This window comes from Natrinema salsiterrestre, assembly GCF_029502005.1.
GTDB classification, from domain to species: domain Archaea; phylum Halobacteriota; class Halobacteria; order Halobacteriales; family Natrialbaceae; genus Natrinema; species Natrinema salsiterrestre.
Window position 1 is genome coordinate 319,171 of record NZ_JAMQOT010000005.1, and the last position, 23,425, is coordinate 342,595.

Below are 23,425 nucleotides of genomic sequence, written 5' to 3' on the forward strand. Positions count from 1 at the left end.
TCCGTGGGTCCGCGTTGCACGGCGGTGTCGAATGGGAAGGTTAAAGAAACGGACCGCACTACTCGTAACCGAGCCCGGGTGGCTTAGCTGGACATAGCGCCGCACTCATAGGGTTCAGAGATTCGGTGCGGTTTCGCCTTGGAAGCCTCCGTGTCCCTCGAGGACTGCCGAGCCTCGAACCTGGGACATGCGGAGATCGAGGGTTCGGAGCCCTCCCCGGGCACTCGCTTTCTACGCGACCTCACGAACGGAGTGAGTGACGAGTCTGAAAGCGAGTGCCGAAACGGGGCGACGAACCCGTAGATCTTCGCGAACGAGTGAAACGAGTGAGCGAAGGCTCGCGAGAGCGAAGCTCTCGCGGTGGTTCGGAGCCCTCCCCGAGCACTTATCAAATTCTTCATATGCCCGCGTAAGAACCCCCTCTCAAGGGCGTGGGCGACTCGATTCCAACAGTTCCAATACCGTAGCCGATGATCGACGTCCCGCGATAGCGACTTCTGACGGAGGGATCGAGTCTTGAGCTTCGCTCCCGACGGGTTCGACCCGTCCTGTGGGACCCTCAGCGGTACTGCCGACGCCGACGTCGTCATCGATTACCCGACGCACGGTGAATTGACCCATCTACGATACCTGCAGCGAGGGTCACCCGGTGATGCGACGCGTCTGAGTAGTCCGATATCCGGCCGGAAGATGCTCTCCAAGTCGCCCAGTGAGCGCTCACTACGGTGAACGACCTCGAGGACGAAGTACGACGGCGACGTTCTGCGAGCTCGCGTTGTCGAGTACGTGACCGAGGATGAGGACCTTCGACAGATCCTCGATTGGTTCAATTAAAATGTAATATTATACTACTAATCTATATGCATGCTTGACTTATAATCTCCTTAATGTCCAAGAAAGGTCACCCGAACGTCGAATCAGTGGATGATACCGGAAGTTCCCCGCTGATGAAGCGCCGAACGGTCCTCGCATCGGGTGGCGCTGTCGTACTCGGGAGCCTCGCCGGCTGTACTGCGCTCGATGGACTGCGAGACCGGGCCAGCGACGAGGCCGTGGCGAACAGGGCTGCCTCGCCGGCCGGGTTCTACGCCGGCGGCGATATCGACGACGAGACGGCGTACAGAAGCGGTCCGGTCGACGTGCGGTTCGTCCCGCCGAGGCTGCAGGCCGACTCGCGACGCATCGAGATCGACGGCTGGAGCACCAGCGGAGCCACGAAAGCCAAGGACCTCAACTCCTCCCGCTCGAACAAACCGAGTACGATCTGGGTGCCCGATCCCCGCGACGAGGATTCCGACGGCGACGGAATCCCGGCGCTCGCGACGGTCCTGGACATCGAGCGGGCGCTGCTGGTCTACGCCGACGCCGCCATCGCGGCCGTGGACGACCGGTCGACCGACGACGCGAAGGCGTCACTCGACGCGTTCATCAACGCGACCACCAAGGTACGGGCGGAACTCGAGAGTTGTTCCTCGGAGACCTGCACGAGCGTCCGGGAGAACGCCGACAGCCGGAAGGGACTCGCCCGGGACGCGAGCGACGCGGTGGACGCTGGCCAGTGGGACAGCGCGCGAAAGTTCCTCCAGCGGGCCCGCCGCATCGTCCAGGGCGACATCGAACGACTGGTCGGTGACCTCGACAGCGACGGGGACGGACTTCCGGACCTCACAGCACCCCTCTACGACTACCTCGACGGAGAGCCGACGATCGGCGAGCACTTCGTCGTTAGCCTCCCCGACGCCCGCGTACGGGGCGACGGCCCGGCGCTTGCGGACGAACTCACGCCCGAGCGGGTGCTCGAGTACTTCACCGGCGAACGGAACGCCGAGAGCTGTGGGGAAAGCGACGGGACCGTCGCGATACACCGGGATCTGGCGTGCCGGGACCTCCTGACTTCGACACTGGAACTCGGTAGCGGCTTCGACCTCAGCCAGTCTCGTGGTATCGACAAGAAGGACATTCGCCGCGGCGTCGCCGCCTTCGGAACCTCCGGCGGTGTCGTCGTCACGGGCGCGACGCCGGCGGCCGAGGTCGCGGCTCCGATGCTCCGCGTCGCACCGGACAACTCCGTATCGCCGGTCGACTCCCTCGACTCCTGGGGTCCGGAGGGGAGTTCGGGGGAGGCGACCGTGTCGGCTGCTCTCGTTTGTCCCGTCGTCGCGACGCCGGCGGACTGTCCGTGCCCGATGCCCGCGCTGTTTCACGTGCGCCGGATCCGACACGACGACCAGCTGCTCTTCGTCGGCGGCTGGCAACTCGACGACGGCACACTCTACGAGAACTCCGCGACCCTCCTGGTCGCCGACGGCCCGAACGTCGTCGCCGGCGTGACGCGCTCGGACCTCGAGGATGGCGCGATCGAACTACGGTCGCGCGTCGAGGGGCGGAAAAATCCCGGGCGGACGACGTACGCGAACATCACGCTCACCCGCGAGTACGACTCGAACGACGACTCCCTCCCGCCGGGCGCTCACCAGATCTGCAGGGACGACGGCGAATTATACTGCTGGGGGGTCCAGTCCCGAGAAGGGCTCGCCACACACGAGACTGGCGGCTGTCCCGGCAGGGACGGCGACGCTCCCGCGTGGTCGGTCGTGACGGCGCTCGATGCACCGGTCCTCCATCTCGCTGGAGCGGCCGACGCATCGAACGACGTGAAGTTCAAAGCAGGGGCGGAACTGTCGAAAGCGGTCAACTGAGCGCGTCAGGTTCGATGCCGTGTCATCCGCTACATTCGGAGCTATCCGTTCAGTCGGTCTTTTCGATGCACTAAACGTCGATTTCGACCAGCCTGATCCGGTATCGCGACCGTCCAAGTGCCGTCTGAATCAATTATCAGGGGCGCCACTCCAGTCGGTAAAGCAATCTTCGGGCCGGACGTCCCGTATAGCATCAGTTCCTTCCTCCGGAATGTGTTTGAAACACCGCGGTTCGCCCTCCGCTTTCGCGATCCACGCGGCTTCGTCACCGCACTCCGCACACCGAGGAGCGCCGCCGAATCGCAGCGCGTACCACCAGCGAAGCCGCTCGAGCCGGTCCCGAAGCCCGGCCGGAAGTTTCGATTGAATACCCGAAAGACGACCGTCGGTCACGATCGATCGACCCCCGCGAGTCGGTCACTGGCGTCGTCTCCCATACGGTACGATCGCGTGGCGCGAGAGTTACGTCTTCGGATCCGCGAGGCCGATGGGATGAGGGTCACCGAGTCTCCGCCGCGGGGAGGGTAAACGAGAACGTCGATCCGTCGCCGGGCTCGGAGTCGACCCAGATCTCGCCGCCGTGGCGTTCGACGATGCGCTGGCAGAGGGCGAGTCCGATGCCCGTTCCGTCGTACTCTTCGCGGCTGTGCAGTCGATCGAAGACCGTGAACACCCGGTCGTGATCCCCCGGGTCGATCCCGATCCCCTCGTCGCGAACCGAAATCACCCACTCGTCGCCCCGTCGCTCGGCACCGACGTGAACCCGCGGCGGGTCGTCACCGCTGTAGGTGAGTGCGTTCGAGAGGAGGTTCTGGAGGACCTGCCGTAGCTGATTGGCGTCGCCCGACACGTCCGGAAGGTCCTCGCTCGTAATCTCGGCGTCGCTCTCCTCGATCTGTATCTGCAGGTTCTCGAGGACGTCCTCGAGAATCGCGTTCAGATCCGTCGGTTCGAACGGGTCGCCCCGCGTCTCGACGCGAGAGTACTCGAGCAGCCCGTCGATCATCTCGCGCATGCGCTCGGCACCGTCGACGGCGTAGGCGAGGAACTCCTCGCCGTCCTCGTCGAAGGCGTCACCGTACCGTTTTTCCAGCAGCTGGAGGTAGCTCGTGACCATCCGGAGCGGCTCCTGGAGGTCGTGGGACGCGGCGTAGGCGAACTGCTCGAGGCGTTCGTTCGATTCCTCGAGTTTGCGCTGATACTCCGTCCGTTCGGTGATGTCGGTGAGGGTGACGACCGCGCGACTCACCTCGCCGTTCGCGTCCCGAACGGGCATCCCGTGGTTCAGAACGGTGCGGCGCTCGCCGTCGAAGCCTTCGATCTCGATCACGTCCGGGTCGGTGACCTCTTCGCCTCGAAGCGCTCGCGCGAGCGCCCACTCCTCCGGTTCTACCCGTTCACCGGTGTCGGCCCACCAGCCGTCGTACCGCTCGTATTCGGCCACCGACTGTGACTCGGCGATCTCTCCGCCCCAGATCTCCTCGGCGGCCTCGTTCCACTTGACGATGCGGCCGTCGGCTTCGGCGACGAACACGGCGACCGGAAGCAAGTCGATGAGCGTCCGGAGCTGATTTCTGCTCTCCTGGAGCGCCTGCTCGCGCTGTTTGCGCTCGGTTATGTCGCGGTCCGAGACGACGATCGACACCACCTCGCCGTCGTCGTTCGTGACCGGTCTGAAGACGCCCTCGAGCGTGTACTGCCGCCCGTCCGGCCGGGTGAGATCCGCCTCGAAGTCCACGTACTCGCCGTCCGCCGCTCGATCGACCCACTCCCTGACGGCGGACCGAATGCCGGCGGCGTCGTCGCCCGACGGTTGCCCCGCGCTCCGAGAGGTCGTCGCGGCCTCACCGTCACGAACGGCATCGCTCTCCTCATCGGCGGTTTCCTCCCACCACGGCGTTTCCCAGAACGGTTCGCCGATCACTGCCTGGTGCTCGGCGTCGACGTACTCCATCGCCGTCCCGTTGACGTCCAGCACCGTTCCGTCGGTATCGAGCAGCCCCACGAGAATGTTCGGGTCCTCGAAGATCGCTTCGAAGCGGCGTTCCGTTCGCTCGAGTTCCCGTTCGCGCTCCCTGCGTTCCGTGACGTCCCGGAAGTACACCGAGATACCGGTCTCGGAGGGATAGAGGTTCGCCTCGACCCAGAAATCGAGCGTGTCGTAGTAGAGTTCGTAGCTGGTGGGTTCCTGCGTTTCCAGCGCGGTGTGGAAGGCGTCCCAGACCTCGTCGAACTCGACGAGATCCGGAAACACCTCCCAGAGCGATTTTCCGAGCAGCTCCGCCTCGGTGTGCTGGAGGAGTTCCGCCGCTCGGTCGTTGACGTGGGTGAACCGGAACTCGTCGTCGACCGCGTAGAACGCGTCCGAGATCCTGCCGAGAATCCGCTCGAGTTCGGTCTCGAGTTCCCGCTTGCGTTCCCAGCGGTCCGTCATGTCACGCGTTACCTTCAGAAACCCCCGATGGGTGCCGTCGTCGTCCCGAATCGGCGTGATCGTTACGTTCGCCCAGAACTGCGTGCCGTCCTTTCTGCGGCGCCAGCCCTCGTCTTCGGCGGAGCCGTTCTCAAGTGCAGCCTCGAGGTTTCGTTCGGGAACGCCGGCCGATCGGTCCGCTGCGGTGTAAAACGTCGAGAAGTGTTCGCCGAGGATCTCGTCGCGATCGTAGCCTTTGATCTGTTTCGCGCCTTCGTTCCAACTGATGACGTGGCCGTCCGTGTCCAACCGAAAGATCGCGTACTCCTCGACGGCGTCGACCAGCGAGCGAAAGGCTTCCGTACGCTCCCGTAGCGCCCCTTCGGAGCGCTTCTTGTCCGTAATGTCGGAGTAGAACTCGACGCGTCCCCCCGCGTACGCTCCCGACTCGATCGGCTTGCTGTAGTGCTCGAGCCAGCGCTCGTCCCGGTCGTCGTCCTCGCCGGTCAGTACCCGACACTCGAACCGCTCCGTGTCGCTGTTGTGGTCGTACGTCGCCAGAACGGTCTCGCTGAACGACGCGGAGTCGGCGACGGTCTCCCGGATGTCGTGTTCGAGCACGTCGCGTTTGTCCCGACCGATGACCGACGCGCGATCGAGATCGAAGTACTCCTCGATCGTTTCGTCGATCCACTCGATCCGGTACTCGTCGTCGAGGACGAAGACGCCGATGTTCGCCGCGTCGAGGACGTCGGTGATCGATTCGTACGACGCCCGAGCCGACTCGAGCGTGCGCAGTTGCCGCGTTCGCTCGGAGCGGTCGCGAACGATGCCGAGCGTCCCCTGAAACTCGTCTCCCTCGACGAGCGTGCTGATGCGAAGCTCGCAGGGGACGCTGTTTCCGTCGGCGGTTCGGAGGACGAGGTGGAACGGATCGATACCGTCGCCCGTCTCGATGTCGGTCGCGATTTCGCGTTCGATGGGCGGAACGTCGTCCTCGTGAACGACGGACGTGACGTGTTCGCCGAGGAGTTCGTCGCGAGAATAGCCGACTATCTCGACGAGTTCGTCGTTGACCGCGACGAAGTTGCCGTCGGCATCGAGCTGGTAAATTCCGTCATCGAGCGTCTCGACGAGTGTCCGATATCGCCGCAGTGCGACATCGGCGTCGGCATCCTCCCAGAATGCCTCGTCGGTTGCGCCCGCTCGAGTACTCATGCTACTGTAATCGCCGCTGACGAAGATAAGTCTCTTGCCGATCGTGGCAACCGGATCTTTCCCGCTCGAGTCCGAAGGGCAGCCGTGAACGTGATCGACGTCCTGCCGAGAGACGCGATTCCGAGCATCGACGAGCCGTCGTTCGGAAGCGAGTACGGGGGCGATCCGGACGACGACGTCCTCGTCGTCGACGGCGACCCGCCGCGGGCGTACCCGATTCGGATCCTCAACTATCACGAGATCGTCAACGACGAGATCGACGGGCGACCGATCGCGGTCACGTGGTGTCCGATCTGCGGCAGCGCGATCGTCTACGATCGGATCGTCGACGACCGACGACTGTCCTTCGGCGTCTCGGGCAAGCTCGCCGACGACGACCTCGTCCTGTACGACCGGGAGACCGAGTCCGAGTGGAAACAGTCCACCGGCGAGTGTATCGCGGGCGAGTTGGCGGGCGAACGGCTGACGATGCGTCCGGGTCCGATGACGACGTACGAAGCGTTTCGCGAGGACTATCCCGACGGCGTCGTTCTGCAACCCGAAGCGGGGAGCGACGCAGCGGTACAGAACTACGACTCGTCGGGATACGACGACTACGCCCGGGGCGATGGATTCGGTCTCAGCGCGATGCGCGGCGTCGGTCCCGACCGCGAGTGGTCCCGGGACGACCTCGAGCCGAAGACGGTCGTGCTCGGTATCGAACGCGACGGCGAAGCGCTCGGATTCCCGGTTCCGATCGTCGAATCGGCCGGCGGCGCCCTCGAGGCGACGGTCGGCGACACCGACATCCTCGTCGTCTCGACTGACGCCGGAATCCACGCGTTCGAGGAGCCGGGATTTTCGCTCCGTCTCGATGAGGGCGGCCGGCTCGTCGGTGACGGCACGGCGTGGTCGGTCGCGACGGGGGCGAGTGGGGACGGGCGACGACTACGACGAGTCCCGGCGAAGCGCCTGTACGCGTTCGGGTGGCAGGACGATCACGGTCCCGACGCGTTCTACCAGCTATCGGCGTAGGGTGCGGTTACGCGATCGAGCTATCCTTGTCCGACGCGGCCGCGAGATGCTCTTTCCCCCACGCTTGCATCTCCTCGATGACGGGCTCGAGCGATTCCCCGATTTCGGTCAGGGAGTACTCGACGCGAACGGGTTTCTCGTTGACGATCTCCCGATTGACGAGCCGTTTCTCCTCGAGGTCGTCGAGCACGTCGGAGAGGACCTTGCTCGAGATGCCGCCGATCTCCTCCTGAAGCGCGTTGAAGCCGAGCGGTCCGTTGGCGAGCAGTCGGTGAATGACGACCGTGTGCCACTTCTTGCCGATCAGCGTGGCGGTGGAGGTGATCGAACACCAGTCCTCGCCCGCACACCAGACTTCCAGTTGCTGATTCGGTTCGTCCATGCTCGTTCCTAGACCGCGGGTTCCCTTATAGTTACGTGCTGTAACCTAGTTACCTAGTATAACTGTCTTCTGACGGGCGAAACGGACCGGGCGATCGCGTCCACCGGCCGCAAGGGCCACGCGATAACCGCGAGTGTCGACCCCTCGAGCGGCGTCACTCGTGTCGACGGAGTCTCCGCGCCGCCGTTCGCGCCGAATAAGCGAGCCACTCCCCGCCGTAACAGAACAGACACCCGCGAAACCGCGGCCGCGACGGCGAATCGCCGCTCCCGTTTCTCGTCGATTCGGTCATGTCATTCGGATCTACTCACCCGTCCATCATAACCCCTTTGCGACCGTGTCCGACCGATGCCGAACCGCCACTTACCGCGTCGTAACCGAGTAACTGATTTGTTAGCTGACGTTTATGACTATGCAGTCGTAACCAAGTTACCATGAGTGACCAAGGAGACGAGACTCGCGACGGTATCGAAGCCGATCACGACTACGAAGTCGTCGTCGTCGGCGGCGGCCCGGCCGGACTGACGACAGCGCTGTACGCGGCGCGACTCGGCCACGAGACCGCAGTCTTCGACCGCGGTGGCGGCCGAGCCGCGATGATGCAGGACACCCACAACGTCATCGGCGTCCCCGAATCGGTATCCGGAAACGAATTCCTCGAGACCGCCATCGACCAGATCGAGTCCTACGGCGCCGACTACCGCCGGGAGTTCGTGACGGACGTCGAGCGCGTCGACGGCGCGTTCGCGCTCGAGACCACCGACGGCTCCGCGATCGCCGACAACGTCGTTCTCGCGACCGGCTTTTCGGACGAGCGCCCCGAGCCGCCGTTGCCCCGAACCGGGCGCGGACTCCACTACTGTCTCCACTGCGACGCCTACATGTTCGTCGACGAGCCGGTGTACGTGATGGGCCACGGCGAGAGCGCGGCCCACGTCGCGATGATCATGCTCAACTTCACCGACGAGGTCGACCTCCTGCTCCGCGGCGACGAGCCGACCTGGAGCGACGAGACGGAACGGCTGCTCGAGGGCCACCCCGTCGACGTCGTTCGCGAGGACGTCACCGGCGTTCGAAACGGTGACGACGGCTGGCTGGAGGCCCTGGAGTTCGAAGACGGTACGGTTCGCGACTACACCGGTGGCTTCGCGATGTACGGGAGCGAGTACAACAACGACCTCGCGACGTCCCTCGGCGCGGAGCTGACCGACGACGGGACGGTCGCCGTCGACGATCACGGCCGAACCTCGGTCGACGGGCTGTACGCGGTCGGCGATCTGACGCCGGGCCATAATCAAGTCTCCGTCGCGATGGGACAGGGCGCGAAGGCGGGGATCGCGATTCACACGGAACGCCGGGAGTTCCCGAAGTCCCTCGCGGAACTCGAGGCGGAGGGAGCCGTCGCGGCGAGCGACGTTCCCGCGATGCCCGACGGGCTTCGGAGTCAGGCGAGCGGGCACTCGTCGGCCGAAGGCGACTGAGCCCCCGGACGCGATACGGAACCGGGGACATGAGAGCGCGTCCGGCGCGCTGAGGGCGGCGTCAGGTTTCGTTCGCGGATTCGCTCGTCGATGGCTCGCCGCGTGATCCGGACCGCCGTTCGGGATAGACGTCGTCCTCGGAGACGTGGGCGCTGACCGGTGGGTCCCTGCCGAGCACGTTCGCGACGATGTCTCGATTGTTCGAGAGGACGTGATAGAAGGTCTCCCGGAGCCGGCCGTACGTCTCGAACCGTCGCAGGAACTCGATCGGTCGTCGCGGCAACACGCCGGCGAGGACGAGCGATTCCTCGGTCGCGGCGCCACAGGAGTACACCGCGTTCTCGGTGATCAACTGTGCACACTCCTCGTAGTCGTCCGGGAGGTGCTCGCGTTCGAACTCGCTGAGTCGGGATTCACCCGCCTGCACTTCCGATAGCTTCACCGGCTGGATATCGGCCCGGCGAACGGCGAACGTGGCCGACCACGTACAGAAGTGACAGTCATCGTCGTAGACGAGTTTCGGAACGGAAGCCATTACGCGACGAATTACGACAACGAGTCACGTGAAGATTCAGCCTGTTGCATATTTCGAACACGTCGATACCGGCTCAAACGATCGCTCCCTGCGTGGTCCGCTTTTTTCCTGCTGCTCGTCGAACGGAGTCTCGTGTCCGACACATCGCTTTCCGTTTCCGTCCCGTTCCTCGCCTCGATCCGTGGCGCGGGTGATGTCGGTGACTGATTCCAGCGCGTATCCGCCGATCGAAGCCTACGCCCTCGTCGGTAACCTCGAGACCTGCGCGCTCGTGGCGCCGAACGGCTCGGTCGACTGGTTTCCCTTCCCACACCTCGAGTCGCCGAGCATCCTCGCCGCGATTCTCGACGCCGAACGCGGCGGTCGGTTCCGCGTCGGGCCGGTCGATCCCTTCGAGACCGAGCGACGCTACGTCGACGGGACGAACGTCCTCGAGACGACCTTTCGAACCGAGGGGGGCGCGGTGACGGTGACGGACTTCATGCCGCCGGCCGGTCGAACCGATCACCCGAAAAAGGTCCTCTACCGCAAGCTCTCCTGTACGGACGGTGCCGTCGATTTCGAGATCGAACTCGACCCGCAGTTCGATTACGGCCGTGCGGAGACCACGATCGAAGCCACGGACCGCGGGGCTCTCGCGGAGGGACGGGACGAACGAACGCTGCTCGAGAGCCCGATCGACCTCGAGGTCGAAAACGGGCGAATCAGCGGCGACTCCTCGATCGAGGCGGGCGACACGGAGTGGTTCCTGCTCCGGTGTACGGGTGCCGAAGACGCGAACACGGACCCGAACGCCGCGCTCGAGGAGACCCTCGAGTACTGGACCGACTGGGTCCACGACTGCGACCCCGGAGACGACTGTGCGTTCGCGGGGCCGTGGCACGATCCGGTCGTCCGTTCGCAACTCGTCCTCAAGCTCCTCACGCACGCCGAATCGGGGGCGATCGCCGCCGCACCGACCACGTCCCTGCCCGAAGACGTCGGCGGCGTCCGGAACTGGGACTACCGGTTCAACTGGCTTCGAGACGCCGGCTTCACCGTCCAGGCACTGATGAACCTCGGCACTGCCGAGGAGGCGACCGAGTACTTCGACTGGTTCATGGACCTCTGTCAGGCGGACGATCCGGCGGCCATCCAGCCGCTGTACGGCCTTCACGGTGATTCCGACCTCGAGGAGCGGGAACTCGAGGGGTTCGACGGCTATCGCGGCTCACGCCCGGTCCGCATCGGAAACGGGGCCGCCGATCAGCGTCAACACGATACCTACGGCGAACTCCTGCTGGCCGTCGACGAGATGCACCGGCACGGACGAACGCTCGACGACGGCGAGTGGGCCCGGATCAACGACATCGTCGAGTACGTCCGCGAGATCTGGGACGAACCGGACGCGGGTATCTGGGAGGTTCGCGGCGGAAACGAACACTTCGTCTACTCGAAAGTGATGTGCTGGGTCGCCCTGGATCGAGGGATCGCGATCGCGACCGACGGCGACCACGACGCTCCCCTCGAGAGCTGGCAGGAGACTCGCGAGCGGATACGAGCGGACGTGCTCGAGAACGGCTACGACGAGGGCGTCGGCGCGTTCGTCCAGTCCTACGGGACGGACGCGCTCGACGCGACCGGACTTCTGGTACCGTTGGTCGGGTTTCTGCCGTTCGAGGACGATCGCGTTCAGGGGACGATCGATGCGATCGAGGAGACGCTGGTCGACGACGAGATCTTCGTATCGCGGTACGACGGCGACGACGGACTTCCGGGCGACGAAGGGGCGTTCGTCCTCTGTTCGTGCTGGCTCGTCGACGCGCTCGCGCTCTCCGGGCGCGTCGACGAAGCGCGGTCCCGATTCGAGTCGCTGCTGCAGTACCTGAACCCGCTGGGACTCGTCGCCGAGGAGATCGACCCGGAGTCGGGAATGCACCTCGGGAACTATCCGCAAGCGTTCAGCCACATCGGGATCGTCAACAGCGCCCTCTATCTCGGCTACGCTCGAGGACGCGAAACGGACGGCCCGCCGCCGATGGGGATCCGCCTCGGAGATCCCGTCGGGATCGACGGAGGGTGACCTTCCCGGTCAGTGCTACCGCAATTTTCCGGACAGCACCTTCGCGGCGACCAGCACCGGATCCCACGTGGTGTTGAACGGGGGCGCGTACGCGAGGTCGTAGTTTTCGACGTCGGCGACGGTGGCTCCCTCCGAGAGCGCCGCGACGATCGCGTGACTGCGGTGGACTGCACCCTCGCCGTACTCGCTGACGAGGCTCGCCCCGAGGACGCGTTCTGAACCGCGATCGGCGGTCAGTGTGACCGTCACGTTCCCGTCTTCGGGGTAGTAGCCCGCCCGCGATTTCGCCGTCACCGTTTCGGTAACCGGATCGAATCCGGCGTCACGGGCTTCGTCGGGGTCCAGGATTCCGGTTCGTGCGGCTTCGACGTCGAAGGCTTTGACCGCCGCCGTGCCGGCGATATCTCCCCCCTCGGTCGGCGTACCGGTGACCGTCTGGCCGACCGCGCGACCGTGTCGATTCGCGGTCAGCGCCAGCGGAACGTACGCCGGTTCGCCGGTGACGACGTGGATCGCCTCGGCGCAGTCACCCGCCGCGTAGACGTCGGGTGCGCTCGTCTCGCGATAGGCGTCGGTCGCGATCGCGCCGGTCTCGCCGAGCTCGATACCGGCGTCCTCTGCGAGGTCCGTTCGGGGGCGAACGCCGGTGCCGATCAGCACCATCTCGACTTCGACCCGGTCGTCGGCGGTGACGACGGCTTCGACGCGGTCCTCGCCGACCAGTTCCCGAACTTCTGCGTCGAGGTGGAGCGCGACGTCCTCGTCCCGGAGATGGTCGGCGACGTGCTCGCTCGTTTCGTCGCTGAAGCCCTTCAGCACGCGATCCCCGCGCTGGAACAGGTTCACTTCGAACCCGTTCGCCGCCAGCGCCTCGGCCATCTCGATGCCGATGTAGCCGCCCCCGACGACTCCCACGGGACCGGTGCAGTCCTCGAGGTACCGACAGGCCGGCCCTCGATCGGGTTGCTGGAGATCCTCGCCGTCGCGGGCTCGAGCGACGTACTCGCGCAGTTCCTTCCCGTCGCTCATCGAGCCGAGCGTGTACACGCCCTCGCGGTCGACGCCGTCGATCGGCGGCACGACCGACTCCGATCCGGTCGCGATCAGGAGGTCGCCGTACGGCTGGACGACGGTTCCGGCGTCGCCCTCGGCGGTGACCGTCCGCTCGCCGGTATCGATCGCGACGACCTCGTGGCCCGTCCGGAGGTCGATGTCGCGCTCCTCGCGGAACTCCTCGGGCGTGACCGAGACGAGTTCCTCGAGGGACTGGATCTCGCCTTTGATATAGTAGGGGAGCCCGCACGCGCCGTAGGACACCCACTGCCCTTTTTCGAAGACGACGATGTCGCGATCGGGGTCGTCCCGTCTCGCCTTGCTCGCTGCGGACATTCCCGCTGCGTCACCGCCGACCACGACGAATGGGTCGCTCATATCGACAATAGAGAGTGCGAGACATATAATCCCTCACTGCCCGTGTGCGAAGCCCCCGGAAGCGTCGGTCGCTCGCTATACGACGCGGGACCCGACGAACCGGGTCGCGCTATCGTCGACGGCGCACGAGCGCGACACCGATCGCGAGGACCCCGACCGCACCGACGGCAACGGCAGTGCCGACGCCGGATGCGATGCCGGACAGACTGGTCTGATTACCGTCCGTACTCGAGGCCGACGTATCGTTCGTCTCCGAGTCGGTACCGGGGTACTCGAGTTCCGCGCGATCGTGAACCTCCTTCTCGAAGTGCGTGTGGACGGCAGAGCCGTCGATGCTCCCCTCCAGATGGACGACGTAATCGCCGGATTCGGTGAAGACGACCGGGGCCTCGTAGACGCCGGGTTCACCGTGCTTCTCGCTGAGTTCGAGGGCCGTCTTCTCGTGATCTCCCGTCTGGATGGAGACGGTCAGATTCTCGGAGAGGTTTTCGACCGGTTCTCCGGACTCCGCGTCGACGATTTCGAACTCGAGCCACATCCGCTCGCCGGTGATCAGCGGTTCGTCGGCCCCGCCGAAGGTCACCTCGTTTCCGTCGAGATCCTGTGTTTCGTGGGCGACGGCCGGACCGACCGTGCCGACGAGCAGTACCGCAATCGTTCCGACGACGAGCAGCCGTTTACCGAATTGCATCGCGTAGAATACCGACGTATCGCATAGAAGCCGTTCTGGTTCGATTCACGAAGCCAAATGCGTCGGCGAAGACACGTTCCCGTCCGTACCGGTGGCCGGTAGTCCGGGGTTCGCGTGTGGACGACACGCCGATGCGACAGTCCGGCTGCTGACGAACGTCGAGCAGCCTCGAGCCGACGGCAATCGAAAACGGGCGCGAATCAGTCGCCCCGGGTTCGCTCTTCCTCGGAGATCCCCCACGGCGTCTCGACCTCCGCCGGAGCCTCGTCCCTCGAGAGGGGCACGTTGTGGTACAACTGGTCGAGGTGCTCCATGGTGTACCCGACCGAGTAGCGTTCGACCGCCGCTCTGGTCTCGCGGTCGGTCGCGAGACACGTTTCGATGGCCTCGACCATCGAGTCGAGATCGCCGTACGCGAACCGCTCGCCGTTGTCGGGCCCGATCGTTCGGTCGAAGGGCGGCGCGTCGGTGGCCGCGACGGGCGTCCCGCAGGCGTTCGCCTCGAGCGTCGAGAGGCCGAGCGTGTCGGCGGTCGACGCGGTGACGAACGTATCGATCGACGAGTAAAACGTCGGTAACTCCTCCCGAGGGAGGAAATCGCGGAGTTCGACGTTGTCGGGTGCCTTGCGTTCGAGGGAGTCGCGGTACGGTCCCTCGCCGACGACGACGAAGTCGTACGCCGGCAGCTCCTCGGCGGCTCGCAGGATCTCGCTGACGTTTTTCTCCATGCTGAGACGGCCGCTGTAGCCGATCACCGTCCGGTCAGGGTACCAGTCTTCCGCGGTCGGCCGGAAGAAGTCCATATCGATTCCGACTGGGAGTTGGACGTGCTCGACGTCTCGTTCGATCCGTTCCGTCGACGCAGTCACCACGTCGAAGCTCCGGAGGAAGGCGTTCTCGACCGGCACGTAGCAATTCGAGAGCAGTCCCGCGACCGACTCGAGTTTGATGCTCTGGTGGAAGTACTCCTCGAGGGGCGTGTGGTGCGTATAGATCGTCGGCAGGTCGTGCTTCCAGGCGTAGTACCGACCCAGGATGCCGATCGGGGCGGGGCCGTGGCAGTGGACGACGTCGAGCTCGGGGAGGGTCGAGGCGCGTCTGGCGAGGGGAATCCGGTATCCGGCGTAGAACGGGTTCGGTAGGGATCTCACCGGATACTCGCGGTCACCGGGTTCGTAGTCACCGTCGGGATAAATGACGTACACCTCGTGTCCCCTCCGTTCTAGCTCCTCGCGCCAGAGCTTGATCGTATACGTTACGCCGTCTATCTCGGGGAAATAACTGTCCGTAAAGAATCCGATCTTCATTCAGACCACCTCCTCGTACAGCGACTGGTACCGATCCGCGACCGTCTCGAGCGAGAATTCCTCGCTCCGTCGTCTCGCGTTCGTTCCGAGCCGGCTCCGGAGCTCCGGATCCGTGAGTCGCTCCAGCGCGTCCTCGAACCCGCTCACGCCGGATCCGGCCACCTTGAGGCTGTCCTCGCCGTCGGCGAGCCACGAGAACGTCTCGATGTCTCGGACGAGGACCGGCTTCCCGGCGGTCATCGCCTCGAGCAGCGCGATTCCCTCGTTTTCTTCGTGCGTCGGGAAACAGAAAATGTCTCCCGCCGCGTAGGCACCGCGGATGTCGTCGACGTAGCCCGTGAACGTACAGTTCTCCGGGGATTCCTCGATCAGCGCCGTCGTTTCCCGTCCCTTCAACGAGAGATCGAGCGGCCCGAACCACGCGAAGTCCAGCTCCGGCAGCCGGCGAGCGAGCTCGACGAACGTCTCGAGGCCCTTGCGCTTGATCACGTGGCCGACGAGGAAGACGGTCGGCGGGTCGAGGTCGTACCGCTCGCGGTATGCCGCCTCGAGCGACTCGAACCCCTCGAGTTTCTCGCGGTCGACGCCGTTCGAAACGACTCTCGTCGGCGTGTCGGTATAGGTCTCGATGAGCCCCCGGTTGTACGCCGACGGACAGACGAGGGCGTCGGCCAGTCCGTACGCCCATCGGAGATACGGTTTCAGCGGTTTGGCGAGCGCGTTGGTGAAGCGAAAGCTGTCGCCGAAGTCCTCAGCCGTCACGTGCGTGTTCGCGACGACGGGAATACCGCGGGACCGGGCACGCTTTGCGTACCAGACTGACCGAGGCCCCATGAGGTTGCAGTGGAGTACGTCGGCCTCGAGGCTCGGCTCGACCGTGTACGCCAGGTTCAGCCGATCCAGCATCTTCCGCTGGTGGACGACGGACTCGCGGATGCCGCCGGTGACGTGGTCCTCGAATTCGAAGTAGTGGCTGATTTTCATCCGGATCCCCCCTGTCCGTGGTGTCGTCGACGGTCGAGACGGCGAGCCGAGTCGACAGCGGCTGTTCGCGGGCGAGTCGGTCTCACGTTAGTGAACTTCGAGCCACGGGACCTCCATCAGCGGCGGAATGTGCGTCTCGATGTGGTGCTCCCAGACGCCCTCCTCGCCGAAGGCCTCCCCGTGATCGGCGGTCACGACGACGCGCCCGTCGAGTTCGTCGACCAGTTCGGCGACGGACTCGAGCGCGATCCGCAGGTTCTCTTCGTACAGTTCCATCGCCGCCTCTCGCGTCCCGTTCTTGACGAGGTCCGTCGGGTCGAGTTCGAGCCAGAGCCCCGCCTTCTGTGCGAGTTCGCTCCCCTCGAGCGTGTTCTCGACTTTCGGGCGGATCGTATCGCTGAGCGACGAGAGCGCGCCACCGTCGTCGTCGGCGTTTTCGGCCTCCTCCTGTTTGCGGATCCCCTTCTGGATCTGTTTGAGCTTCTGCCCCTTGCCGCGGGAGAGATAGGGCGCGTGGGGCTGCATGTAGTGGAGCACCGTCCGGTCGGCCTGCTCGACGGCGTCCGGGTGATCGCGGAACGCCTCCGCGAGGCTGTCCGGCGGCACCGTTCCGAGGTCGTCGTCCCAGCCGGATTTCCAGACGTCGAAGACGTCGCTGATGTGGTCGGACGCCGACCACTCGTAGTCGCAACTGGCCCCCCACTTGAGTTCGTTCAGCGGAATACCGAGATCGTTGATGAAGGGGTTCCCGGAGAAGTACGCGATATCGTGTTCCTCGGTAAAGGTCCGGTAGGCCCACTCCGGCGTCGACGACCCCGTACTCCAGCGCTTTTCCAGCGTCCCGTCGAGATACTCGTCGTAGATCTCGCTGAACACGTCGTACCGACACGCATCCAGCACGAGACAGTAATCCCACTCCGACTCGAGGAAGTGCTGGTCGTCCATTAGTTGCGGCTAGCTTTCGATTCGACCACTGTATTCTTATTGGTTCCTGAAAGTCAGCGCGAGCGAACGTATTTCGTCGGTAGACGCCGCGATCGGCCGTCGGAGCGCGGCCGATCGACGGGGCATGTCACTCGAGATACCCGAGTTCGCGCAGCCGATCTCGAGTCGCATCGTCGGCGTCGGCCACGGCGTCGATGTCGTCGGTGTCCGTCTCGCTCGGCTCCGTCCACGCGCCGCCGACGGCGTCCTCGAACCGGGCGAGCGCTCGTTCGGTCGCGGCCACGACGGGGTCGTCGGCCGGATCGACGGGCGAGCGCTCGCCCGGATCGGTATCCAGCCGGAATCCCTCGTCGGGAACGAGATCCGCGCGGACGTATTTTCCGTCGGTGCTTCGAGCCGCTCGCAGCCGCGAGTAGGCCCGATGATCCGCCGGTAGCGTGACGCCGGCCTCGCTCGCCGTCCGCTCGAGGTGATGCAGTTCGATCACCGGCTGGGCGTACTCCACGAACGCGTACTCGGCGTCGCCGTCTCCCTCGAGGACGGCTCGCTGCCCGGGATCCGGATCACGAACGCCGTCGAACGTCCGATACTCGCTCGAGAGCAGCGAGCGGGTCGGATCTCGAGGGACTGGGTCGTCGCTCTCGGCAGCGCCGACCGCGGCAGCCGGGTCGACGGCCAGCGCGTCGAGGGTCGTGTGATAGAGATCCAGCAGTTCGACGAGGTCGTCGCGCCGACCGATCTCGAGTTCGGGGTGTTTCACCAGCAGCGGGACGGTGATCAGTTCGTCGTAGAGGGCGAACTCGTGGCCGTAGAGCCCGTGTTCGCCGTGGAGTTCGCCGTGGTCGGCACAGACGACGACGGTCGTCTCCTCCCACCGGCCGGTCGCGCGCAGCCAGTCGAACAGGCGACCGACTTGTGCGTCCATGTGGGCGATCTCGGCGTCGTAGAGGCCCCGAATATCGTCCCACTCGTCGCCGTCGACGTCCCGGACGCCGGCGTTGTACTCCTTCGAGTTCTGGCACACGTCGTCCGGGTCGACGCCGGGCGCGAACGCCTCGCGGTACTCCGCCGGCGGGTAGTACGGCAGGTGGGCGTCCATCAGGTTCACGAACGCGAACCAGCCCCGGTCGCTCTCGCTGTCCTCGATGAAGGACCGCGTCCGGTCGATGACCGACGGCGTCTTCGTGTCCGCTCCCTCGCCGCTGGCCAGTCGCTCGTGGGCCATCGCCCCGAATCGGACTATCTTCGCCGCCATTTCCTGGAGGTACTCGTTATCGTTGACGGTCTCCCACGCACGGGCCAGCGGTCCGGAGAGCACGTCTCGAGGAAGCACCTCGAAGAACGAATCGTGCTCGTCGAACCCGTCGGTGAGTCCGGTGTAGGGCGTGATCCAGGCGTTCGAGGAGTAACACGCCGTGTCGTAGCCGGCCCCCGACAGGACCGACGCGAGGGTCGTCGCCTCCTCGAGGTACGGGCTCTCCTGATCGGCCCCGTGCTGGCTCGGATAGAGACCGGTGAACAACGAGGCGTGAACCGGGAGCGTCCAGGGTGCGGGCGCGACCGCTGACTCGAAGACGGTCGCCTCGTCGGCGAAGGCCGAGAGCTCGGGCGTCGTCTCCCGTTCGTACCCGTACGGCCCGAGGTGATCCGCGCGAACCGTATCCAGCACGACGAAGAGAACGTTCGACGGGCGGGTCCCGTCGTTCCCCGAGCGGGGGGCTCCGGTCCCTCGAGCGGTCCGCAGCGAATACGCGGCGTCGCTGTCGCGAATGGACGGCACTGACGGGACGATCGGAGAGGACATGTGACGTACTGCCCTCACTCGGCGGTGTCTCAATTTGTTATGAAGCCGATACAGTACCGAAACGGCCCGGGAACTGTCGTAGTGGGGTATTGATCGGCGGTAACTGGTGTAACGGCAAGTGTGGCAGCCGTGACAGTCCCGACGGACCGACGGCGACGACGAGGGCGACGGGCAATCGAGTTCGCCCGTCGATATCGATCAGACGTTTCAAGTCAACTGACGATTCATACCATCCATGGACGAGCGAAACCGCCGCGCGTTTCTCATCGGTGCCTTCGGGGCGATCGCAGTCCTCGCCGTCCTGTTCTTCGTCGTCGGCGCACGGCCGATCCTCGACTCGCTGCTTTCGGCCGAGCCGTCTCTCGTCGCGGTGACGGTCGCCCTCGCGCTCTGCTGGCTGGCCGCCTGGAGCCTGATGCTCAGAACCGTCCTCGGCACGCTCGGCGTCGAGATTCCCCTCGTCAAGTCGTTCTTCGTCTACGCCGGTGCCGTCTTCGCTAACAACGTCACGCCGTTCGGGCAAGCCGGGGGCGAGCCGATCGCCGCGTTGCTCATCTCGAAAGTCTCCGACTCGCGCTACGAAACCGGGCTCGTCGGGATCGCGAGCGTCGACCTCCTCAACGTGATCCCCTCGATCTCGCTCGTCTTCGTCGGCGTCGGCTACTACGCGACCACTGCCGCCATCGGCGACCGCCTCGGGACGGCCGTCGGCTCGGCCGTCGTCCTGATCGGCGGAATCGTCCTTGCCATGGCGCTGGTCTGGCGCTACCGCGAGTCGATCATCGATCGGCTGCCCGCCATCATCGCGCCCCGTATCGGCCGACTCGGCCTCGAGCGGTTCGATCCCGAGACCCTCGAGGACGATCTCACGGATCGGATGGGGCGGTTCTTCGAGAACATCGAGCGGATCGCGACGGACCGGTGGCGACTCGGGGCGATCATCGGCCTCTCGCTGTGCGGCTGGCTCTTTCAGACCGCGGCGCTGCTGGCCGCCTTCGCCGCGCTCGGGTACAGCGTCCCGGTGTACGTCCTCCTGTTCGCGATCCCGCTCGCGAACATCGCGGGTGCGGCCCCGCTCCCCGGCGGACTCGGCGGCATCGAGGCCGCGTTCGTCACGCTGCTGGTTCCGACGACGACGGGCATCGAGGCGTCCGCCGTCACCGCGGCGGTCCTGATCTTCCGGGGCGCGGTCTACTGGATGCCGATCCTCGTCGGCGGCGCGTCGGTCTCGGCGTTCGGGATTCGGACCCTCAAGTGAATCGAGGTGGGGTCCGTCCCAGCAGTTAAGTCGCCGGGCACCGGAGGGGTATCGACCACCCCAACGCGATGTACCGAGACGGCCACGCCGGATTCAACGCGCTCCTCTACGCGCCGTTCGTCCCGCTCGTGAGCGCCGGCCACTCCCTCGAGCTGGCCCTCTGGGGAGCGGTGCTCGCGCTCGCCACGGCGACGCTCCCGGACTTCGATCAGGGGCTCCCGCGGATCGACCACCGCGGCCCGACCCACACCGTCTGGTTCGCCCTCCTGATCGGGCTGGTAACCGGAGCGGGAACGGCGCTCGTCGCCCGCTCGAGTTTCGGGGCCGGCGGCGGATTCAGCTTCGGTTTCGGGTTCGTCGTGGGAACGTGTGGCATCCTCGCCCATCTCGCGGGAGACGTCGTGACACCGATGGGGATCAGCCCGCTGGCTCCCGTCTCGCGGGCCCACCTGACGCTCGGCTGGTTCAAATCGAAGAACGGACGGGTCAACAGAGCGTTTCTGATCGCCGGCTCCGTCGCGTTACTGGGGGCGTTACTGCTGGCGATCTACCGGCCGGTACTGATCGCGTCCGCGGGCTAATTCGACTGCCCCTGCGAGTCGTCGCCGTCTCGAGCCGACGACCGTCTGACTCCCGCCAGATCGTTCGTTCGCCACGCGAGGACCCCGAGCGAGAGCGACCAGAGCAGTATCGTTCCGATCGCGCCGTGGACGTCGAGACCGGGACTCCACGTCGTCTCGATCGGGTACAGCCACTGAATCCCCATCGGTGACAGCGAGTCGATCAGGAGGTGGGAACCGATCGCGAGCGCGGCAGCGAGCGCGGCGGCACGGGTCCGACGAATCGCGTACACGGCGGCGACGACCGCCAGCGCGAACACCGGCGAGTGGGTGATCCCGCGATGGACGAACGGCCACCCCCAGGCCGCCGGAAAGAGGAAATCGGCGTCCGGAAGGAGGCCGAAGACGACGCCCAGCCACGTCCCCGTGCGCGGATCGACGGCCGTGAATCCGCGAACGAGTGCGAGTCCGACGACGGCGTGTGTCGCGAACGCCACCGTCAGGAAGAGCACGCGTCCCGGTTCCATACTGCCGACTCTCGAACGGAACTGTCGTATAAATTGTGGGTCCCGACGCGTCGATCACCGATCCGCGTCCGGTCGCGGCCCGATCGCACCCGAGACTTACGGGGGCTGCAGTCGCAAGCCGACGACTTCTGTCGCCGAGCGAAGTCACTGTCGAGACGGACTACGATCGGCAATGGACCCGCTGCAACGCGCGGACGTCCCCTCCTGGCTCGAGTCGCTGTTCGCCTCCGAGGTCGGATTCGCGATCCTGTTCGGTCTCTGCGTCCTCGAGGGAGCGATGCTGCTGCGGTTCATGCCGAGCGAACTCGTCGTGCCGGCCGCGCTGGCGCTGATCGGCTCGTCGATCGCCGAGGCCGTCGCGATCGTCGTCCTCGCGGTCGTCGGGACGACGATCGGGCAGCTCCTCCTGTTCGGTCTCGTCCGGCGCGCGGGCCGGGAGTACGTCATGCAGACGCGGTGGGTCCCGATCAGCGAGTCGCGACTCGAGCGCTTCGACGGCTGGTTCGACCGCTGGGGACCCGTCGCCGTGCCGGTGAGCAACACCATGCTGTTCGTCCGGGGACTGCTCACCGTGCCGGCGGGATTGTCGGAAATGGACCGGCGGTCGTTCCTCGTGTTGTCGGCGGCCGGGTCGCTGTCCTTCCAGTCGATCCTCGCCGCGCTCTACCTGTTCGGCGGCTATCTCCTCGTGTGAGTCAGTCACCGCCCCGCCGATACACGGGCAGCCGGAACCCGACGCCCGCGTCCCGGAGCCGCCACCTGCACTCGAGGCCGACCCAGACCAATCCGGTCAGGAGCGCGACGCCGACGGCGACGAACTCGGTGGCACCCATCCAGACGGGTGCCACGAAGAACAGGGCGTTGTAGATCCGGTGTGGCAGGAGCGTTTCGATGAGATTCTCGAGGAACCCCACGGGATCGACGCCGAGGGAACCGCCGTCGTCGCCGTCGTCGCTCTCGGCAGCCGTGCGGGACTCGAGATCGAGCGCCTGCGCGCTCCGCCCGCCCTCGCTTTCGGCCCCGGTCTCGAGGCGCTCGGCCTCGTAGGGGAGCGTCGATTCGACCTGCCAGACGATCGCTCCCGACTCATTGACCTCGATGACGCGATTGCCGTGGGTGTCCGTGATGAGCGTGTTGCCGTTGGGGAGCCGGTCGGCGTCTCGCGGCCACTGCATCCGGTCGTCGGACCACTCCCAGCTGCGGGTCCACTCGCCGTCCTCGCGCTGGAACTCCTGGACGCGGCCGTTCTCGGAATCGGCGACGACGACGGCCGGACCGCCTCGGCTCTCGGGGATGTAATCGGGGTTGTGCTGTTCGTACTGGGTATCGTAGTCGTCCTCCGAACCGAGGGTCCAGTCCTCGAGCAGTCCCTCTTCGCGATCGAGGAAGACCACCTGATCCTGATTCCGGAGGCTGGCCATGATCGTTCCCGACATCTCGCCCTCCTCGATGTACTCGACGTCGTTGATGTGGGCCCAGTCCTCCGGGTACGGACCGCCCTCCTCGACGGGGAACTCGCTCTGGGCGTCCCAGAGCCACTCGACGACTTCCGTCTCGGTGTTCACGACGAACACCTGATCCGCGACGATATCGGCGACGACAACGTGGGTTTCGTTGATGCGGTCCGCGTCGTGCCACTCGCCCGCGGTCTCCTTGTAGTCGTAACGCTCGTAGAGCACCTCGACCTCGCCGGTCTCGAGGTCGACCTGCTCGATGACGTTCCGCGCACACGGCGGCTCCGAACAGGTCGGGCCCTCGGTGTGGATCGTGTCCGTGGCGGTGTATTCGACGGTCAGCGGGTCGCCCGCGACGGGATCGGCGTCGAAGTACTTCGTCCGCGTGTTGTTGTAGTACAGCACCTCGCCGTCGGGAGCGTAGGCGGTTATCGTCCCGGCTCGCCCCGATTCGGTGACGACCGTGTGATTCTCCGTCGGCGGCGCGTCGGGAACGGCGGCTCTCGAGGCCGTCGAGATCTCGTCCGACGAGGCCGTGGCGACGACGGCCGCCGAGAGGACGAGAACGACGACGAAGGCGACCCGAAGGCGGTTCCGCGAGAGGAGCGATCGAACTGGGTCGAGCGATGAACGTGGTCGGTCAGGCATCGGTCACTGTCG

Annotated in this window: 19 protein-coding genes and 1 tRNA gene; 8 read left to right on the plus strand and 12 right to left on the minus strand. The window is 65.5% G+C overall.

The features are described 5' to 3' along the window. The first annotated feature begins 72 nt into the window (after window positions 1-72). Window positions 73-223, plus strand: a tRNA-Met gene (locus NDI89_RS15845). 664 nt (window positions 224-887) lie between these two features. Continuing rightward, window positions 888-2,699, plus strand: a complete 1,812-nt coding sequence (locus NDI89_RS15850; RefSeq protein WP_277522832.1) for a hypothetical protein — start codon at window positions 888-890, stop codon at window positions 2,697-2,699. A 129-nt stretch (window positions 2,700-2,828) separates the two neighbouring features. Here the strand turns inward: NDI89_RS15850 and NDI89_RS24065 are convergent, their stop codons facing one another. Both NDI89_RS24065 and NDI89_RS15855 read right to left on the minus strand, forming a co-directional pair. Then, window positions 2,829-3,092, minus strand: coding sequence for a hypothetical protein (locus tag NDI89_RS24065; protein ID WP_425607761.1), 264 nt, complete (start codon window positions 3,090-3,092; stop codon window positions 2,829-2,831). 106 nt (window positions 3,093-3,198) lie between these two features. Beyond that, entirely contained in the window at window positions 3,199-6,330 is a 3,132-nt protein-coding gene (locus NDI89_RS15855; protein WP_277522833.1) for a PAS domain-containing sensor histidine kinase, read from the minus strand. An 84-nt stretch (window positions 6,331-6,414) separates the two neighbouring features. On the opposite strand from NDI89_RS15855, the gene NDI89_RS15860 reads away from it, so the two are divergent. Beyond that, the gene (locus NDI89_RS15860; RefSeq protein ID WP_277522834.1) at window positions 6,415-7,344 is read left to right on the plus strand and encodes a DUF3179 domain-containing protein; all 930 of its coding nucleotides are present in this window, start codon (window positions 6,415-6,417) and stop codon (window positions 7,342-7,344) included. 7 nt (window positions 7,345-7,351) lie between these two features. On the opposite strand, the gene NDI89_RS15865 is transcribed toward NDI89_RS15860, so the two are convergent. After that, window positions 7,352-7,726 carry a winged helix-turn-helix transcriptional regulator gene (locus tag NDI89_RS15865; protein WP_277522835.1) on the minus strand — a complete coding sequence of 125 codons (375 nt, stop codon included), beginning with the start codon at window positions 7,724-7,726 and terminating at the stop codon, window positions 7,352-7,354. Between the two features lie 434 nt (window positions 7,727-8,160). Here NDI89_RS15865 and NDI89_RS15870 point away from each other — a divergent pair, with 434 nt between their 5' ends. Further along, on the plus strand, window positions 8,161-9,207 hold the full coding sequence (locus NDI89_RS15870) for an NAD(P)/FAD-dependent oxidoreductase (protein WP_277522836.1): 1,047 nt from the start codon (window positions 8,161-8,163) through the stop codon (window positions 9,205-9,207). A gap of 61 nt (window positions 9,208-9,268) precedes the next feature. Here the strand turns inward: NDI89_RS15870 and NDI89_RS15875 are convergent, their stop codons facing one another. Then, on the minus strand, window positions 9,269-9,742 hold the full coding sequence (locus NDI89_RS15875) for a DCC1-like thiol-disulfide oxidoreductase family protein (protein WP_277522837.1): 474 nt from the start codon (window positions 9,740-9,742) through the stop codon (window positions 9,269-9,271). A gap of 193 nt (window positions 9,743-9,935) precedes the next feature. Here NDI89_RS15875 and NDI89_RS15880 point away from each other — a divergent pair, with 193 nt between their 5' ends. After that, window positions 9,936-11,804 carry a glycoside hydrolase family 15 protein gene (locus tag NDI89_RS15880; RefSeq protein ID WP_277522838.1) on the plus strand — a complete coding sequence of 623 codons (1,869 nt, stop codon included), beginning with the start codon at window positions 9,936-9,938 and terminating at the stop codon, window positions 11,802-11,804. Between the two features lie 15 nt (window positions 11,805-11,819). On the opposite strand, the gene NDI89_RS15885 is transcribed toward NDI89_RS15880, so the two are convergent. From NDI89_RS15885 to NDI89_RS15910, 6 genes are all read right to left on the minus strand, one after another. Continuing rightward, a complete protein-coding gene (locus NDI89_RS15885) occupies window positions 11,820-13,235 on the minus strand; it encodes an FAD-dependent oxidoreductase (protein ID WP_277522839.1) in 1,416 nt (471 codons plus the stop codon). 109 nt (window positions 13,236-13,344) lie between these two features. Beyond that, the gene (locus NDI89_RS15890; protein WP_277522840.1) at window positions 13,345-13,926 is read right to left on the minus strand and encodes a FixH family protein; all 582 of its coding nucleotides are present in this window, start codon (window positions 13,924-13,926) and stop codon (window positions 13,345-13,347) included. Window positions 13,927-14,126: 200 nt separating this feature from the next. After that, a complete protein-coding gene (locus NDI89_RS15895; RefSeq protein WP_277522841.1) occupies window positions 14,127-15,233 on the minus strand; it encodes a glycosyltransferase in 1,107 nt (368 codons plus the stop codon). Beyond that, the gene (locus NDI89_RS15900) at window positions 15,234-16,217 is read right to left on the minus strand and encodes a glycosyltransferase family 4 protein (protein WP_277522842.1); all 984 of its coding nucleotides are present in this window, start codon (window positions 16,215-16,217) and stop codon (window positions 15,234-15,236) included. An 87-nt stretch (window positions 16,218-16,304) separates the two neighbouring features. Beyond that, a complete protein-coding gene (locus NDI89_RS15905; protein WP_277522843.1) occupies window positions 16,305-17,162 on the minus strand; it encodes a hypothetical protein in 858 nt (285 codons plus the stop codon). A 127-nt stretch (window positions 17,163-17,289) separates the two neighbouring features. Then, on the minus strand, window positions 17,290-18,966 hold the full coding sequence (locus tag NDI89_RS15910) for a sulfatase (RefSeq protein ID WP_277522844.1): 1,677 nt from the start codon (window positions 18,964-18,966) through the stop codon (window positions 17,290-17,292). Between the two features lie 235 nt (window positions 18,967-19,201). On the opposite strand from NDI89_RS15910, the gene NDI89_RS15915 reads away from it, so the two are divergent. Together NDI89_RS15915 and NDI89_RS15920 are read left to right on the plus strand one after the other, a co-directional pair. Beyond that, a complete protein-coding gene (locus NDI89_RS15915; RefSeq protein WP_277522845.1) occupies window positions 19,202-20,224 on the plus strand; it encodes a lysylphosphatidylglycerol synthase transmembrane domain-containing protein in 1,023 nt (340 codons plus the stop codon). A 68-nt stretch (window positions 20,225-20,292) separates the two neighbouring features. Continuing rightward, window positions 20,293-20,805 (plus strand): metal-dependent hydrolase, encoded by a 513-nt coding sequence (locus NDI89_RS15920; RefSeq protein ID WP_277522846.1) that lies wholly within the window; start codon window positions 20,293-20,295, stop codon window positions 20,803-20,805. On the opposite strand, the gene NDI89_RS15925 is transcribed toward NDI89_RS15920, so the two are convergent. Then, window positions 20,802-21,311: a metal-dependent hydrolase gene (locus NDI89_RS15925; protein WP_277522847.1), complete on the minus strand. Its 510-nt coding sequence runs from the start codon at window positions 21,309-21,311 to the stop codon at window positions 20,802-20,804. The two genes, NDI89_RS15920 and NDI89_RS15925, sit on opposite strands and share 4 nt — an antisense overlap. 172 nt (window positions 21,312-21,483) lie before the next feature. Here NDI89_RS15925 and NDI89_RS15930 point away from each other — a divergent pair, with 172 nt between their 5' ends. Further along, window positions 21,484-22,005: a DedA family protein gene (locus tag NDI89_RS15930; protein WP_277522848.1), complete on the plus strand. Its 522-nt coding sequence runs from the start codon at window positions 21,484-21,486 to the stop codon at window positions 22,003-22,005. Between the two features lies 1 nt (window position 22,006). On the opposite strand, the gene NDI89_RS15935 is transcribed toward NDI89_RS15930, so the two are convergent. Beyond that, the gene (locus NDI89_RS15935; protein WP_277522849.1) at window positions 22,007-23,413 is read right to left on the minus strand and encodes an aryl-sulfate sulfotransferase; all 1,407 of its coding nucleotides are present in this window, start codon (window positions 23,411-23,413) and stop codon (window positions 22,007-22,009) included. Window positions 23,414-23,425: the final 12 nt, after the last annotated feature.

Excerpts from the sequence above, each read along its gene's own strand:
- NDI89_RS15850 (WP_277522832.1), top strand. The coding sequence starts at position 888 with ATGTCCAAGAAAGGTCACCCGAACGTCGAATCAGTGGATGATACCGGA.
- NDI89_RS15855 (WP_277522833.1), bottom strand. The coding sequence starts at position 6,330 with ATGAGTACTCGAGCGGGCGCAACCGACGAGGCATTCTGGGAGGATGCC.
- NDI89_RS15865 (WP_277522835.1), bottom strand. The coding sequence starts at position 7,726 with ATGGACGAACCGAATCAGCAACTGGAAGTCTGGTGTGCGGGCGAGGAC.
- NDI89_RS15870 (WP_277522836.1), top strand. The coding sequence starts at position 8,161 with ATGAGTGACCAAGGAGACGAGACTCGCGACGGTATCGAAGCCGATCAC.
- NDI89_RS15875 (WP_277522837.1), bottom strand. The coding sequence starts at position 9,742 with ATGGCTTCCGTTCCGAAACTCGTCTACGACGATGACTGTCACTTCTGT.
- NDI89_RS15880 (WP_277522838.1), top strand. The coding sequence starts at position 9,936 with ATGTCGGTGACTGATTCCAGCGCGTATCCGCCGATCGAAGCCTACGCC.
- NDI89_RS15885 (WP_277522839.1), bottom strand. The coding sequence starts at position 13,235 with ATGAGCGACCCATTCGTCGTGGTCGGCGGTGACGCAGCGGGAATGTCC.
- NDI89_RS15890 (WP_277522840.1), bottom strand. The coding sequence starts at position 13,926 with ATGCAATTCGGTAAACGGCTGCTCGTCGTCGGAACGATTGCGGTACTG.
- NDI89_RS15895 (WP_277522841.1), bottom strand. The coding sequence starts at position 15,233 with ATGAAGATCGGATTCTTTACGGACAGTTATTTCCCCGAGATAGACGGC.
- NDI89_RS15900 (WP_277522842.1), bottom strand. The coding sequence starts at position 16,217 with ATGAAAATCAGCCACTACTTCGAATTCGAGGACCACGTCACCGGCGGC.
- NDI89_RS15905 (WP_277522843.1), bottom strand. The coding sequence starts at position 17,162 with ATGGACGACCAGCACTTCCTCGAGTCGGAGTGGGATTACTGTCTCGTG.
- NDI89_RS15910 (WP_277522844.1), bottom strand. The coding sequence starts at position 18,966 with ATGTCCTCTCCGATCGTCCCGTCAGTGCCGTCCATTCGCGACAGCGAC.
- NDI89_RS15915 (WP_277522845.1), top strand. The coding sequence starts at position 19,202 with ATGGACGAGCGAAACCGCCGCGCGTTTCTCATCGGTGCCTTCGGGGCG.
- NDI89_RS15920 (WP_277522846.1), top strand. The coding sequence starts at position 20,293 with ATGTACCGAGACGGCCACGCCGGATTCAACGCGCTCCTCTACGCGCCG.
- NDI89_RS15925 (WP_277522847.1), bottom strand. The coding sequence starts at position 21,311 with ATGGAACCGGGACGCGTGCTCTTCCTGACGGTGGCGTTCGCGACACAC.
- NDI89_RS15930 (WP_277522848.1), top strand. The coding sequence starts at position 21,484 with ATGGACCCGCTGCAACGCGCGGACGTCCCCTCCTGGCTCGAGTCGCTG.
- NDI89_RS15935 (WP_277522849.1), bottom strand. The coding sequence starts at position 23,413 with ATGCCTGACCGACCACGTTCATCGCTCGACCCAGTTCGATCGCTCCTC.